The sequence below is a fragment of the Methanobrevibacter curvatus genome, assembly GCF_001639295.1.
Taxonomy (GTDB): Archaea; Methanobacteriota; Methanobacteria; order Methanobacteriales; family Methanobacteriaceae; genus Methanoflexus; species Methanoflexus curvatus.
Window position 1 is genome coordinate 15,973 of record NZ_LWMV01000115.1, and the last position, 14,868, is coordinate 30,840.

A 14,868-nucleotide genomic window follows, 5' to 3' on the forward strand; every position below is an offset into this window, starting at 1 on the left:
TCGGTATTATTATTATTATCAATATTATTATCAGTATTATTATTAAGATTATTAATAGCACTAGTATTATTATTTAAAAGAGTTTTATCAGATAAAAACTGTGAAATAAATGCTAATTTATCATTTGAAATTTTAAATGGGACATTCATAAGTTCACCAAGTTTTATATCCACATTTCCAACATCATTTGGGTGTATAGTGGCATTTTCACCAAATAATGCATATATTGGGCAAAAATCATGACAATAATAACAAAATATGCATTTTTCACTATTTAATTTAGGAACTTCATCTTTTATCCATCCTTTAATTAATTCCTCTGGGGTTTCTAATTTCTCCATAGAAACCGCTCCAGTAGGACAAACATTGGCACACCCTCCACAACCTACACAAGCATTTTTAGAAACCTTATCTGTAGTTTTTACATTTGCTGTTAAAATGTCATTTCTTAATTCCATATCAGTTAAACATTCAGAGTGGAAAAAAATCTTTTTAAAATTCCCATAAGCTCCTTCTAACATTATTCTAAGTAAATTTTTCATTTAAGCACCAGAGATAAAAATTATACTAATATAACAAAATTAAATTCAAATAAGTCTAAATAGTTCAAATAATTTTAAATAATTATAATAACTCCAAATAACTCTAAACAAACTCCCTTTCAAATAAAAAAGCTTTTGATGGACATGCAGTTTTACATGCTCCACAATAAATACATTTACCTTCGTCAAGTTCAACTCCATCATCACCTTTATCAATAATGGCTTCTTCAGGACAGATATTATAACATAATTTACAGTTAACACAAAGTCTTAAGTCAATAAGATTGAATCCATTAACTATTATTTTTTTAAGAGATGTTGACTTAATTATTGCATCTTTAGGACAGTGTATAGCACAAGTTTCACAAAGAATACATTTTTCATTATCTACAATAATAGATCCTCTTTTTAAAGTAATCGCATCCCTTGGACATAACTCAGCACAAGTTCCACATGAAATACATTCTTCACTAACTGTTCCATCCCAAATAACTTCTTTAAAGCTTCTAGCATTCTTTAAATCACAGAATTGAACACATTTTCCACAGGAAACACAGTATCCTTTGATTTGAACTATTTCATCATTCCTCAAATTAAGTGTAGAAACAGGACAATTTTTAATAGATTCATTTAAATCATCATTTTTAAATGATGAAGGATCAAATCTCATTTTTCCATCTATTTGAGAAAGAGATTTTCCTTTATCTAAGATACTACAAAGTCCACAATTTAAACATGAAACATAATCTCCTGTAATATCATCATCTGATTTTTGAATAGTTACTTTATAATCTTCTTCTATTATAGCATCATTTGGACATTTTTTAATACAATTAAGACACAACACACATTTATCATTATCAATCACTTGGTTTGATATTGCATTTGATGGACAGTTATCTTCACATATCCTACACTTAGTACAAACTCCTTTTTCATTACTATGTACAATAATAGCATCGGTAGGGCAATAATATTGACATCTACCACATAAAATACAGTTATTAAAGTCTGTAACAACAGAATTTCTTTTTATTATACCATCTAAATTATATTTATTTTTTAAAGCTATTTCAAGCGAATTTATATGATTTGAAGATGAGTTTGTTGAAGAAGAATTAACTGAAGAAGAGTTAAGTGAAGAAGAATTAACTGAAGATGAATGGTTACTGGAAAATTTTTTTAATGTTAAATTTAAATTTTCTAAAAAGGCAATTTTTTTAGACTCCACTAAATCAAAACCATCAACTCTTGAGTTATTTGGACATTTACTTACACACAATCCACATCTAACACAAATTCCGTAAACAATACCATTTTCTATGTGGATGCTATTAATTGGGCAGCTGTATTGACAAATACCACACCCATTACATTTAAATCTATCAACTACATATCCTCCATAGTCATTTTTAAATATAGCATCATTTGGACAGTTATTAAAACAAATTCCACATGTAATACAACTAAAAGCTTTATTATTAATTAGCCTTATAGCTTTTGTGGGGCAATTCTCCTTACATGAGGCAGTCCCATCACATTGATTAGTGGTTAAAAACATGATTTTTCCTTCCAATAAAAACATTTCATAATATTTTATCATGATTTTGATTAAAAACCCATAATAAATAATAAACAAATGCTTATTAATAAAATAATAATAAATAATAATGAACAAATAATCATCAACAAAATAAATATAAAATAAATAAATAATGTAAAAATTAAAATAAATAAAATAAACAAATTAAGATAAATAATTAATAATTAATAATTAATAACTTTAATCAAGCCTTTGAAACAAGTAATTTTCCAAAAATAAGACCTATTGCACCGAATAAAAATCCTGTAGCTATAGGAAAGTCTGTATAATATGGAAATGGTCCAAGTTGCCAGGCACATACAATAGCTACAATAGTAATAACAACAAATGAACCAGATGTTAGACTAATTTCAGTTTTAGGATTATTTTTCATTGACAAACCTACAAGAAGTCCTATGATGAAACCAAAAAAAATTGGACCAAAATTAATCATTATTCCATCTCCTTAGATTTAAATTGTGAAAAAGCTATTACAACAGCACTTAAACCAACAAATACTTTTAATCCAACAAAAATATTAAGATAAGGAACTATACCTGCATTGGTAACATCAGGATAATGGAAAATATTAACAATTACTTGTGGAAGCAAATTATAAAAATCTGCTCCAGTATTATATAAAAAAAATCCAGCAAAAAACAAGCCAGCTATTCCAATTAGAACATATCCTAAAGCACCTAAACTTTCAATAATTGAAATAAAATTATGAGACAGCTGAATTGGACTTTTTTCAATACCATAAACAATAATACACAGGATTGCAGCACTTGCAATCATAGCACCGCCTTGAAAACCTCCGCCAGGAGTAATATGTCCTCCCAATATTGTAAGAATACCTAAACAAATCAAGATAATAGCTGCAGGGAAAGCAAAAATTTTTAAAATCGGACCCATAATATCACCTAAGAATTTTTCTCCTCATCCCTTGTTTTTTTATCTGAAATAGCCATTCCTCTTCCAAAGATTAAAAGAACCACTACAACAGCAGTAACTAAAATTAAAGCTTCACCAAGAGTATCATAACCTCTCCAATCAAAAACTATTAAAGCTACCATGTTGGGAGCTATTTGTGTACCTAAACTATTATAAATTTCACTGATTCCAGGCTGGATTAAATCTTTTAATTTAAAAATTCCATCAATTAATGTTACTGAAAATAAAAATATTGAAACAGATAGAATCAACTCTCGTAAACCATAATTCATTTAATAAACCCCCAATAAAGAAGTGTAACTAAAATACTCAAGGTTAAAATCACATAGAATATCATTTTATTTAAATCATCATTTTGCTCACTTTTTAGCTTTAAAGATAAAGGCATATTTGTAATCATCAAAACAGCCAATACAATTATTATTACAACAGTAAGAGTTATATTGATGTGTCTAAGCAAAATAGCTCCAATTAAAACAGCAGAAATCAGTGCAATTTCCCCTGCAATAGCAGAACTAACATCATTATTTGTAGTGGGATCTCTTTTAATTTGATTTTTAATATCATTTAAAGATTCTAAAATTTTATTATATATTCCCATTATATCAGAGCCCCTACATAGTTAAATAGTGGAGTTGTAACAATATTTGGAATTATTCCTAAAATAATACAGATTATTAAAAGGATTAAAATAGAAAATACTGTAGAACGAGGAATTACAACATCAGGTTTGACCTCTAAATCTAAAGGCTTTGGTTTTAAATAAATTCTGTGGAAAACATTTACAAAAACTGTAAAAGTTATAATACTTAGTAAAATCATTATAACAGCCAACTCAGGATAACCTGCTGATAGAGCAGATTGAACCAAAGCTAATTTACTTTGGAAACCATTTAATGGAGGAACACCAGCCATTGCCAAACCTCCAATTAGGACAAATAAAGCAATTTTAGGATGATAAGATATTAAACCCCCTAATTTAGATAATTTTGAAGTTTTTACAAAGTATAAAATTGTTCCAAAACCTATAAAGAGTAAAGCTGAAATTATTAGCTCATTTAAACCCTGAAATAGTCCAGCAGTTATAGACAATGGAGTACCTATACCAAAACCTAATCCTATATATCCAATTTCACCTACAGCTAAAAATCCAATGGTTTTTCTAAAATCATTTGAGCTTAAAGCCAATACTAAAGATAAAATCATTCCAGCAAGGGAAAAAAATATTATAAATGCATTTACAAATTTAACAACAGAAAATATTCTAATAATTATAAGTCCAATTGCTATAAAAGTCATTACACTAAATCCCTGAATAATGGCACTAGCAGAAGGAAGAGCCTTACTGTAAACTGATGCCTTTATAACATGGAAAGGAGGAAGACCTACACTGTAAAGCCAACCAAAGAATATTAATCCAAATGATAATAAGAACAGTGGAGATAATGGATCAACAAACCCTGAATTAATTGCAAGCATTATATCTGCAATATTTACACTTCCAACTAATCCAAGTAAAAATCCTATTCCCATTAACATCATAGGTCCACCAATAGAACCTAAAAATAAATATTTTAAAGCAACCTCATAATTATTCTTAATTTTAGAAGCTAAAATAATTCCTACCTGTGTTAAAGCAGATATTTCAAAAAATATGTACATATTAAAAATATCATCAGTTAAGATTAATGCAACAATGGCTGCTACTCCCATGAAAATTAAAAAGAGATAAGCACCTGAAACTTTCTTATTTTGAGAGATATAACTAAAAATAGCTAAAAATGTAACTATGCCAAAGAAAAATATGAAAATTTTTGACAATGAATTAAATGAATAAACAATCCCTGGATGAAAATTAGATATTATAGATGAAGAAATATTTGAAGGCAGTTGATTAAGTAATAAAGAATTATCTATTAGAGGAACATGCCCTCCAAAGAAGTGAAGACCATAATTAGCTAAAAAAGGAATAATTGGCAGTATAAGAGCTACAACAAATGATAAATATTTAACTGGCTTGCTGTAACCGTGAAATAAGTTTAAAAGTAAAGCACAAGTTATTGGTATTATAACCATTAAAGGGATTAGTTCATTCATTACTATCACCTAAAACTTTGGTTGCTGAAAGAGAACCTTTCTTTTTATAGATGACCATTGTTATTGCAAGCATTACAGCTAATGTACTAGCTCCAATAACAATGCTAGTTAAAACTAAAGCATGAGGTAAAGGATAAGCTGAATTTTGAGCAAACCAATTAGCATCAAAACCAGGTAAAAAAATTGGTACTACTCCACCATTTTTATAAGCAAGTGCTATTAAAAACAAATTGGCTCCTTCTTCAATAAAAGAAATACCAATAATTTTTTTTATAATATTATCTAAAAATATAGCAGCATATAGACCTATTATTATAAATGCACCAGAAGTAATTAAAGCCCCTAATTGAACATCAATCATCATCTTCCATCCTTTGAGTTTTATAAGCGGCAAGAGCCAAGAATACAGGAACTATTGCAGAACCAACAATAGCTTGAGTTAAAGCAACATCAGGAGCCAATAAAATCTGAAAAAGAATTGTAACACAAATACCAGTGATTCCAGATAAAATAGCTGCTTTTAATAAGTCTCTTTGAACAATGGTAAGTATACAACCTAAAACAGCTATAAACATTATAATATATTCAATCATTTAATCACCTTATTTTCTCCAAGGATATTTTCCTCAGAAATATTTTTCAGAGAGCCATTTCCTCTATTGCTATTTTCTTCTTTTATTTTATTTTCATTATCATTGATTTTTATGGTTGAAATGGTATAATTATCATCTTCATTACCAATAAGATTAGATTCAACTAAATTTTTATTAAAACTACGTTCTTCATTAATATTATTTTTATTGATATTATCTTTATTAATATTATCTTTGTTAATATTATATTTTTCTTTAATACTACATTCTTCATTGAATTTAAGCTTATTTTCATTACTAGTATATTCTAAGCTTTTAGATTCTTTATTAAATATGGATTTATTTAACAATTTAGAATTTTCCTTATCTTCTCCATAATAGTATGTATTAGCCATTGCGTGTGCAACAACTGGAGCTAAAATAAAGTAAATAGCTGCTAAAAATATTTGGTCTAATGCTATCATAGCAAGAACACCAGCCATGTCCACTACACCAAGGATTTGAATTTTTCCATAAATTCCATTCTTTTGATTTTTACCAATTCTTAAAATTCCAATGGCTGCTACAACAATAAAAATTGCTGAAATTATTAATAAAATTGACCTAATAATTTCAATTAATTCTAAAAAACCAAGCATTTAAGTCCTCCTTAATGCTATAGCAAATGCTATTGTTCCAACAACACCTAAAAGAATTAAAGCAAGTGCAATATCTTTATAAAATTCTATGGAGTAAATATTTCCATAGGTTAAAAGAAATAAAGACATTGATAATGAAAAGGTAGCACAGCCAATTAATCCCATAGCTATTGTTCCTTGAGTAGTCATCCGAACAGCTGCAAAGAGGAATATAATTAAAGCAATAATAAATACATACTGACTAAATAAAAATATTTCCATACACATCACTTAAAATAAAGTCAAACTAATTATTAAAATATTTAGATTTTATTTATCATGTTCAAATTACAACACAATAATATTATTCTTTTAAAATTATTCTTTAAGATTATTCTTTTAAAAATTTAAAAAAGCGGTTTTATAAAAAAATAGAGAGAAAATAATGAAAAAATCTATTCAAGCATTCTTTGTATATAATATTCAAATGGAATAATATCTTTTTTATCACGAGGAGAAATAGCTGAAGTAATAAGTATGCAATTCTCACTATCAATATCAATAGTTAAAGTTCCAGGAGTTAAAGTTATGCTATTTGCTAAAATAGTTTGAGATATAGGTCTTTTTAAGATAGTTTTGATTTCAATAATAACTGGATCAATTTCTCCATTTTTACACCTTTTAAGAGTATCAAAACAAGCTTTAATAATTTCAAAGATTAAAAGAAAAAAATACAATATTCCATAATAAAATCTAGTAAAAAACATAATTGGCCCCATATCTTCCTTGAATTCACTTTTTTATAATTTGATTATATGTTCTATATACATTATTTAGAACTTCTGCCTTTGAATAATTTTTAATTTATAATTCATCTTTATGATTATAATTCAGCATTATATTAAAAAAATTCTATGATTATTATAAAATTAGCAATAAAATTTATAGTAAATATTTTTTAGAATAAAAATTTTTTATAGTAAATAATTTATTAAATAAAAGTTAACTAAAATAATAAATAAATATCAATCACTATATATCTAATTATTATATATCTAATTTATCATGATTATTTATGACAATTAATATTATAAATACCTTATGTTTATTTTTATTATATAAACATAAATTATTATAATAAAACATAAAAATGTGAAAAATTTTAAAAAAATGAAATAAAACATAAAAATAATAAGAGATTTAAAAAAAAAAAATGAAATGAAATAAAATAATTAAGAAATTAAAAAATTAAAAAAATTATAAAAAACTAAAAAACAAGGAAAAATTAAAGAATGATTCCAAAAAAATTAAAATTGTAAACAATATTATAAATTGAAAATAAAAGTAATGAAGCTAAAATAAAAGTCCCAGACTTTTTATAATATTTTTTTTTAGAAAAGGGGCTAAATAATTGTATTCCAGAGGGAGTAAAAGAGTCTAATATTAAATGGCTTAATCCACCAACAAGTATGGAAAAAAAGATCGATAAGAAAAATAAAAGTTGTTTACTCCCTAATGGGAAAATAAATTTGTTAAAAATAGAAAAATCAACAGGCATTATTAAAATTCCAATTGAATACAAAAGAATAGCTGGAATGAAAAGTTTTTTATTTAAAAATAAGAAAATTAAAATTATTATTAGAATTGAAAGTAATATTAAAGTAAAATTGAAACTTACAACACCACCAAAAGTAATAAACTCCATATTAAATAAATTTAAATCCAATCCTATGTTAAATGGATTATTATTTAGTAAACTTATTATATCTTTAGAAAGTAAAATTCCTAAAAGTATAAATAAAAAAATTAAAAATGAAATAATTGTAATTCCAAAAATAGAATGGGTAAAACCACGATGTTTAGAAAAATAAAATATTATTCCAAGTAGAATTAAAATTAAACCAAAATATATAGGAATATGAATAAAATACAATAAAATAGAAAGAAAAAACCCAAAAATCATAATTTTTAAAATAGCTGAATTTTTTATTTCATGATCAAAATCAGATAAATTTCCACCAATTAATGATAATACAAGATAAAATGGATTAGTAAAAATAATAAATGACAAAATTATTGAAAATAAACTATGAGCTTTATAAGAAGACATGGAAATGCATAAATAATAAAATAATTGATTGTGACTATTTGGTTGCAACTATTTGATTGTAAATATTTGATTGTAAATGTTTTTAAAATTTATTTTGAATATTTTTTATTTAGCTACTTTGTCAGTTATATTTTACTTTGTTTTACTTTATCTTTAATAAAATTAGTTAAAAATTTTAAAGAATATTTAATATCCCTATAAAAAGGAATTCCATAAAATTCCAAACTTTGGTCATATATCAAGTCCAAAATAATTCTTTTTCCTTTATACTGAACATTTAAAATATTTTGCCATGGAAGTCTTAACTCTTTATTATCCACTGTACCTTTTTCAAAAACAATTCCTGGTTCAGCTATTCTAATTTTAGATTTTTTATCAAAATTTTTTGTTTTTGGATTGATGAAAAATTCATTAGACCCAAAAACTTTAAAATAATCTTCTGGAACAATTCCTCCAATAGAAAACTCCTTGAATTCAGGAATATTAAGTTTACTATTCCATCCATTAGCCAATATATGCAATGACTTTTGTTCTTCTTTTTTATTGACATTTAACTTCATTGATTGAGAAGGCACTTTCATTTATAATTCTCCAGGATTTTATAAAAATGTATATTAAATAGCTATTAAATAACTATTAAATAACTATTAAACAATAATTTTATAAGTTAAACTATTATAAAATCATGTTAAAGTAATCTAAATAGCTATTCATTTGTAGTAAAGACTGTTTAAGTGATTTATTATTTAAATGACCATTTTGAGATAAAACCTCACATGTAACTGCTGGAATACCATTCAGATTTAATTCATCTTCTAAAGCTCCATTAAACACATTTCCAGCATTTTCATAAGCTATTAGCTTTGATCCTACATTTTCAGATATGTGGCTAGCTATTTCATAGGAGAGTTTAGAAGGTTTTTTTGTGGAAAAAACAGCTTCAACTCCTGGATTTGCATTAGGTGCAGTAGAATGAAAATCTCCAACAGCATCAACCTTAATATTTTTAAAATACTGAACTAAATCATTGCTAATATTTCCACTAATAGAAGCCATTCTATTTAAATCTCTTCCATCAAAATACCTTGAATTCCTCATAGAAGAATAAGGTGAAACAAAAGGAATAATATAAATAATGCCATCAATTTTAGAAGAATCTAAAGAGTTTAATTTTTCCATAATATGTAAGGAAGCTATTTGTGGAGCTAATTCATTACCATGCACCCCAGATAGAATAGCTATTCTATTTTTACTATACACATCATCTCCAAATTTATATATAACAGTTCCCTTAAGAGCTTTTTCTAATATAAATTTAGATAATTCTGTTTTAGGGACATATTGATTTAAAATTCTATTTAAACTAATATCTCCCCCAGTTTTATTAGAAAGATATTTAATATCAAACTTATCCATAGACATTTTATCAGAAAAATTTTAAATTTTTTATTAAATTAAATGAAAAAAATTTTAAACAAAATATTTATACTGTCTTTAACAAAAAGAGATGATGATTAATAATATTTAAATATATATTATTTCATTAAATATAATCTTATCTATTTTCATGTAAAAGACTGTTTATTATTACATAATTTAATAATATTATTGGTTTAAAAAATATTATTATGCATTATAGCTATTAATTTATGTTAATATTATTAGATTGTTAAATTTTAATATATTAAATTATTAATTTATGTTAATATTATTAATTTATGTTAGTATTATTAGATTATTAATTTATATTTATTTACTTTAAATAAGATTAAATGAGATTAAATAAGATTTTTAAAATTATTTGTTAAATATTCATAAGTTAGGAAAGTAAAGGAATGATCAAATGAGTGAAAAAGTCATTTTAGCATTTAGTGGAGGGTTGGATACCTCTGTTTGTGTAAAATTATTAGAAGAAAAATATGATGCAGAAGTTATTACTGCATGTGTTGATGTTGGTCAACCTGAAGAAGACATTAAAAGGGCAGAAACTGTTGCAAAGAAAATAGGCAACTCCAAACATGTTACAATTGATGCAAAAGAAGAGTTTGCTGATGATTATATTTCAAAAGGAATTAAAGCCAATGCATTGTATGAAGGATATCCATTAAGTACTTCCTTAGCAAGACCATTAATAGCTATGAAAATAATTGAATTGGCAAAAAAAGAAAATGCAACAGCTATTGCCCATGGTTGCACGGGTAAAGGAAATGATCAATTCAGATTTGAAGGTGTTATTAGAGCAATGTCTGATTTAAATATTATTGCACCAATCCGTGATTTAAATCTTACAAGAAGTGAAGAACAAGCATATGCTAAAGAAAAAGGAATTCCAATTTCCCCCGACAGTGCATTTAGTATAGACGAAAATATCTGGGGCAGATCAATTGAAGGAGACCTTCTTGAAAACCCTATTAATGCACCAATTGAAGAAGCTTACGAATGGACAAAATCAATAGCCGATGCAAAAGACGATGAAGAAATAATTGCTGTTGAATTTGAAAGTGGTATTCCAATTGCCATCAATGGCGAAAAGAAGAAATTAATTGATTTAATATCTGTTGCCAATAAAGTAGCAGGTGAACATGGAATTGGAAGAATAGATATTATTGAAGATAGAATAGTAGGTCTCAAAAGCAGAGAAATCTATGAGGTTCCTGGAGCAACGCTTTTAATAGCTGCACACAAAGGTTTGGAACAATTAGTCTTAAGTAAAAGTGAATTACAATTTTTAGAAAGTGTTAGTCCTGTATATGCGGACTTAGTTTACTCTGCTCTTTGGCAAGATCCATTAAAAGAGGATCTTGATGTATTAATCGATAACATGCAAAGAAGAGTTACAGGCAAAGTTAATTTAAAAGTTTTTAAGGGAAGAGCAGCAGTTATTACAAGAGAATCAAAATACAGCTTACATGACATTGAACAAATCAGTTTTGAAGATAAAACTCATGACCAAAAAGAAATTGAAGGCATGATTAAACACCATGGGCTTCAAGCAGCTATTTATCAAAAAGTTATTAAAAAATAAATGTTTAATACGCATAAAAAACCAATACACCCATTTAAACTAAAAGATACCAATACACCCATTTAAACTAAAAAAACTTTGTTGAATTAAATGAGACCAATAGATATGATTGCCACAGATCTTAATTGTGAAGATTTAGGATTAAGTAGATTAGTATTAATGGAAAATGCAGGTAAAAGTATTTCTGATGAAATAGCTAAGCTTTCTACATTTACTTTTTCAAAACCAGTTAAAATAGCTATTTTTACTGGTAGTGGGGGAAATGGAGGTGACGGTTTTGTTGCAGCTAGACATCTTCTAAATAGAGGATTTGAAGTAGACATTTACCTTTTAACTCCAATAAATCAAATAAAATCACAAGACAGTAAAACAAATGTGGAAATTTTAAAAAATATTTTTCCTAATTTCTCAAGAATTAATTTATATGAAATTAATGATTCAGACACCTTAAATACAATTGAAATCACTAAATCCAATAGCTTTTCAGAACATATTATCATAGATGGAATTTTAGGAACTGGAATAAAAGGTAAATTAAAAACTAAGATTAAAAAAGCTATTGAAATTATAAATAATTCTAATGCATTAAAAGTTTCAATAGATGTCCCTTCAGGAATGGATCCACAAACAGGCGAAATCGCTGAAATTGGAGTAAAACCTGGCTACACATTAAGTTTGCATGCAGTTAAAACAGGGCTTAAAAAAGCTGGTGAAGATTTAACTGGAGGTTTAATTATTTGTGATATTGGAATTCCAATTGAAGCAGAAATATTTCTTGGAAAAGGAGACCTTAAACGACTAAATAAAAGAAAAAATACCTCCCATAAAGGAAACAATGGAAAAGTACTTATAATTGGTGGAAACAATGATTTTAGTGGTGCTCCATCAATATCTGGTTTATCTGCTCTTTCATGTGGGGTAGATTTGTTGTATATTGCTAGTCCAAAAAGTAGTAGTTTAGTGATTAAATCTTATTCTCCAGATTTTATTGTAAAATCATTAAAAGGTGATTTTCTTAATATTAACAATTTAAATGATTTGTTAGAAATAGCTAAAGATGTAGATTCCATATTAATTGGTCCTGGAAGTGGATTAGAGGAAGAAACTAGAAAACTTTTTAACATATTAGTTGCAAAGATAAAAAAACCAATTGTAATCGATGCAGATGGATTAAAACTAATAGATGTTAATTTAATAAAAAATAAAGAAAATTTAATTATTACTCCACATTTTAATGAATTTAAAACATTTTTTAAAGAAATTATCATAAAAAAAGACTTAAAAAATCAAATTGGCAGTCTTGATTTAAGTTTTGAAAATCTAAATTATAAACAAATTCATGATAAAATAGCTATTATTCAAGAAATAACAAGTGAAATTAAGGGAACCATTGTTATAAAAGGTAAATATGACTTAATTTTTAAAGGAAATAAAATTAGAATAAATAAAACAGGAAATCCAGCAATGACCGTTGGAGGAACAGGAGACTCACTTGCAGGAATAGCTACAGCACTTTTATCTTTAGGATTAAATGATTTAGATTCTGGAGCACTTTCAACATATCTAAATGGAAAATCAGGAGACCTTGCCTATGAAAAATATGGAAATGGATTAAGAGCTTCTCAATTAAGTGAATTCATAGGTCAAATATTGAAAAAATAAAAGAATAGCTATATAAAACAATGCCAAAACTTAGTTAGATATTAAGCATCCTGTAGAAATAAAAATAGAAATTTAAGTTAAAATAAAAACTAAAATAAAAACTAAAATAAAAACTAAAAAAAACTTTTTATAAATTAATTAAACCATTAAAATTGATTTAAAATTAATAAAAAAGAATAAAATTGATTTAAATAAAAATGGTATTAAACATAAAATCTTCTAAAACTAAAACAAAAAACATATTAAGTTGAACCTATATATTAATGTATATATTTTAAATTTACATATACACATTTTAGATTTATATATTTTAAATTTATACAATATCCACTTAAAAATTTATTATTCTATTTTTTTCTTATTTTTATTGAAATTTTATTATTAGAAGACATTTAAAAACAAGCTTTAAAAAAAATTTGATAAAATATCTTCAATTTTCATTCAAATAAAAGTACTTTACCATTAAAACTATTTTATAAAAATCAATTTATTTTAAAAAATGTTTATATCTGATAATAAAAATTATCATAACCTAATAAATTAAAAAAATGCTTGTAAATTGTTTATCATATATTAAATATCATTTAATCAAATACTAAAAACGAGGTGTTGATGTGATCCAATGTTTCCCAGATACCCAAGATAATTTACCACGTGTGCCAGTTCATTTAACCAGAGTGGGAGTGACTGGAGTAAAAAAACTACTTAAATTAGAACGAGACAGTAAAAGACCAATTATTTTACTTCCTACCTTTGATGCATTTGTTGATTTACCATATAATCAAAAGGGGATTCACATGTCAAGAAGCCCTGAAGCAATTAGTGAAGTTGTTGAAGATGTTATAAGTACTAAAGCTCTTGAAGTAGAATCAGTCTGTGCTCAAATAGTTAAGTCCTTGATGAGTAAACACGATTATGCAAAAATGGCTGAAGTTAAAATGATAAGTGACTTTATGTTTATGAAAAAGTCTCCAGTTACAGAAAATAAGTCTCAAGAAATGACTAAAATCATGGCAAATGCTGTAGGTTCAAGAAAAAATGGAAAGCTCACAATTAGAAAAAGTATTGGTGCTGAAGTTGTTGGAATGACAGTTTGTCCTTGTGCCCAAGATTCTGTTAGAGAAGCAGATAAAGAAAAGCTATTAAAATTCTTAGATGAAGAGACAACAGCTAAAGTTTTAGATACAGTAACATTCGCATCTCATAATCAACGTGGAAGAGGAACTATAATGATTGAAGTTCCAGATCAACATATTGTTAGAGGAGAAGACATTATAAAAATTATTGAGGGATCTATGAGTTCCACTGTCTGTGAACTATTAAAAAGACCTGATGAAAATGCAGTAGTTATGGAAGCCCATAAGCATCCTTTCTTTGTTGAAGATTGTGTAAGAAATATGGTTGAAAAAATCGTTAAAAAGTACTCCCACCTTCCAAATGACACACTTGTGACTGCAAGACAAATAAATGAAGAAAGTATTCACCGACACAATGCATTTGCTGAAAAAATTTCAAAACTTGGAGATTTGAAAAAAGAATTGGGAATAGAGGAATAAAATAATAATTTAGAAAATAAGAATATGGCTAGTATTTTTAATTCTAAAAATATTTTTAACCTCTAAATAAATTAAAAAATAAAAAATTACTAAAAAAAAAAAAAAAAAAAAAAAAAAAAAAAAAAAAATT

Annotated in this window: 17 protein-coding genes and 1 pseudogene; 3 read left to right on the forward strand and 15 right to left on the reverse strand. The window is 26.1% G+C overall.

Annotation, left to right across the window (positions count from 1 at the left end):
- Window positions 1–47 precede the first annotated feature (47 nt).
- The 15 genes and pseudogenes from MBCUR_RS03025 to MBCUR_RS03095 all read right to left on the reverse strand — a co-directional run.
- Window positions 48–542: pseudogene (locus tag MBCUR_RS03025) on the reverse strand (4Fe-4S binding protein); the annotation flags it as partial.
- Between the two features lie 103 nt (window positions 543–645).
- Window positions 646–2,103, reverse strand: coding sequence for a 4Fe-4S binding protein (locus MBCUR_RS03030; protein WP_067090042.1), 1,458 nt, complete (start codon window positions 2,101–2,103; stop codon window positions 646–648).
- Between the two features lie 226 nt (window positions 2,104–2,329).
- The gene (locus tag MBCUR_RS03035; RefSeq protein ID WP_067090044.1) at window positions 2,330–2,578 is read right to left on the reverse strand and encodes an energy-converting hydrogenase B subunit J; all 249 of its coding nucleotides are present in this window, start codon (window positions 2,576–2,578) and stop codon (window positions 2,330–2,332) included.
- A complete protein-coding gene (locus MBCUR_RS03040) occupies window positions 2,578–3,039 on the reverse strand; it encodes an MnhB domain-containing protein (protein WP_067090047.1) in 462 nt (153 codons plus the stop codon). Before MBCUR_RS03040 ends, MBCUR_RS03035 begins: the two co-directional genes overlap by 1 nt.
- An 8-nt stretch (window positions 3,040–3,047) precedes the next feature.
- Window positions 3,048–3,350: an EhbH gene (locus MBCUR_RS03045; protein WP_067090049.1), complete on the reverse strand. Its 303-nt coding sequence runs from the start codon at window positions 3,348–3,350 to the stop codon at window positions 3,048–3,050.
- The gene (locus MBCUR_RS03050; protein WP_067090052.1) at window positions 3,347–3,679 is read right to left on the reverse strand and encodes an energy-converting hydrogenase B subunit G EhbG; all 333 of its coding nucleotides are present in this window, start codon (window positions 3,677–3,679) and stop codon (window positions 3,347–3,349) included. The genes MBCUR_RS03045 and MBCUR_RS03050 overlap by 4 nt, the downstream gene beginning before the upstream one ends.
- On the reverse strand, window positions 3,679–5,175 hold the full coding sequence (gene ehbF, locus MBCUR_RS03055) for an energy conserving hydrogenase EhbF (RefSeq protein ID WP_067090055.1): 1,497 nt from the start codon (window positions 5,173–5,175) through the stop codon (window positions 3,679–3,681). The genes MBCUR_RS03050 and ehbF overlap by 1 nt, the downstream gene beginning before the upstream one ends.
- Complete coding sequence (locus tag MBCUR_RS03060) at window positions 5,168–5,536, reverse strand: cation:proton antiporter subunit C (RefSeq protein WP_157077613.1); 369 nt, start codon at window positions 5,534–5,536, stop codon at window positions 5,168–5,170. The genes ehbF and MBCUR_RS03060 overlap by 8 nt, the downstream gene beginning before the upstream one ends.
- The gene (locus tag MBCUR_RS03065; RefSeq protein WP_067090060.1) at window positions 5,529–5,768 is read right to left on the reverse strand and encodes a DUF4040 domain-containing protein; all 240 of its coding nucleotides are present in this window, start codon (window positions 5,766–5,768) and stop codon (window positions 5,529–5,531) included. Before MBCUR_RS03065 ends, MBCUR_RS03060 begins: the two co-directional genes overlap by 8 nt.
- Window positions 5,765–6,406, reverse strand: coding sequence for a hypothetical protein (locus MBCUR_RS10660; RefSeq protein WP_067090063.1), 642 nt, complete (start codon window positions 6,404–6,406; stop codon window positions 5,765–5,767). Before MBCUR_RS10660 ends, MBCUR_RS03065 begins: the two co-directional genes overlap by 4 nt.
- Window positions 6,407–6,667, reverse strand: coding sequence for a monovalent cation/H+ antiporter complex subunit F (locus MBCUR_RS03075; protein WP_245637275.1), 261 nt, complete (start codon window positions 6,665–6,667; stop codon window positions 6,407–6,409). It lies immediately after the preceding gene.
- Between the two features lie 173 nt (window positions 6,668–6,840).
- Window positions 6,841–7,152 carry a Na+/H+ antiporter subunit E gene (locus MBCUR_RS03080; protein ID WP_067090068.1) on the reverse strand — a complete coding sequence of 104 codons (312 nt, stop codon included), beginning with the start codon at window positions 7,150–7,152 and terminating at the stop codon, window positions 6,841–6,843.
- A 518-nt stretch (window positions 7,153–7,670) separates the two neighbouring features.
- Window positions 7,671–8,495 (reverse strand): metal-dependent hydrolase, encoded by an 825-nt coding sequence (locus MBCUR_RS11050; protein WP_067090070.1) that lies wholly within the window; start codon window positions 8,493–8,495, stop codon window positions 7,671–7,673.
- Between the two features lie 125 nt (window positions 8,496–8,620).
- Window positions 8,621–9,076 (reverse strand): hypothetical protein, encoded by a 456-nt coding sequence (locus MBCUR_RS03090; protein ID WP_067090073.1) that lies wholly within the window; start codon window positions 9,074–9,076, stop codon window positions 8,621–8,623.
- Window positions 9,077–9,170: 94 nt separating this feature from the next.
- Window positions 9,171–9,917, reverse strand: a complete 747-nt coding sequence (locus MBCUR_RS03095) for a M14 family metallopeptidase (protein WP_084269444.1) — start codon at window positions 9,915–9,917, stop codon at window positions 9,171–9,173.
- A gap of 421 nt (window positions 9,918–10,338) precedes the next feature.
- On the opposite strand from MBCUR_RS03095, the gene MBCUR_RS03100 reads away from it, so the two are divergent.
- From MBCUR_RS03100 to mptA, 3 genes are all read left to right on the forward strand, one after another.
- Entirely contained in the window at window positions 10,339–11,520 is a 1,182-nt protein-coding gene (locus MBCUR_RS03100; RefSeq protein ID WP_067090076.1) for an argininosuccinate synthase, read from the forward strand.
- Window positions 11,521–11,610: 90 nt separating this feature from the next.
- Window positions 11,611–13,182, forward strand: a complete 1,572-nt coding sequence (locus MBCUR_RS03105) for a bifunctional ADP-dependent NAD(P)H-hydrate dehydratase/NAD(P)H-hydrate epimerase (protein ID WP_067090079.1) — start codon at window positions 11,611–11,613, stop codon at window positions 13,180–13,182.
- A gap of 614 nt (window positions 13,183–13,796) precedes the next feature.
- A complete protein-coding gene (gene mptA, locus MBCUR_RS03110) occupies window positions 13,797–14,738 on the forward strand; it encodes a GTP cyclohydrolase MptA (RefSeq protein WP_067090082.1) in 942 nt (313 codons plus the stop codon).
- Window positions 14,739–14,868 lie beyond the last annotated feature (130 nt).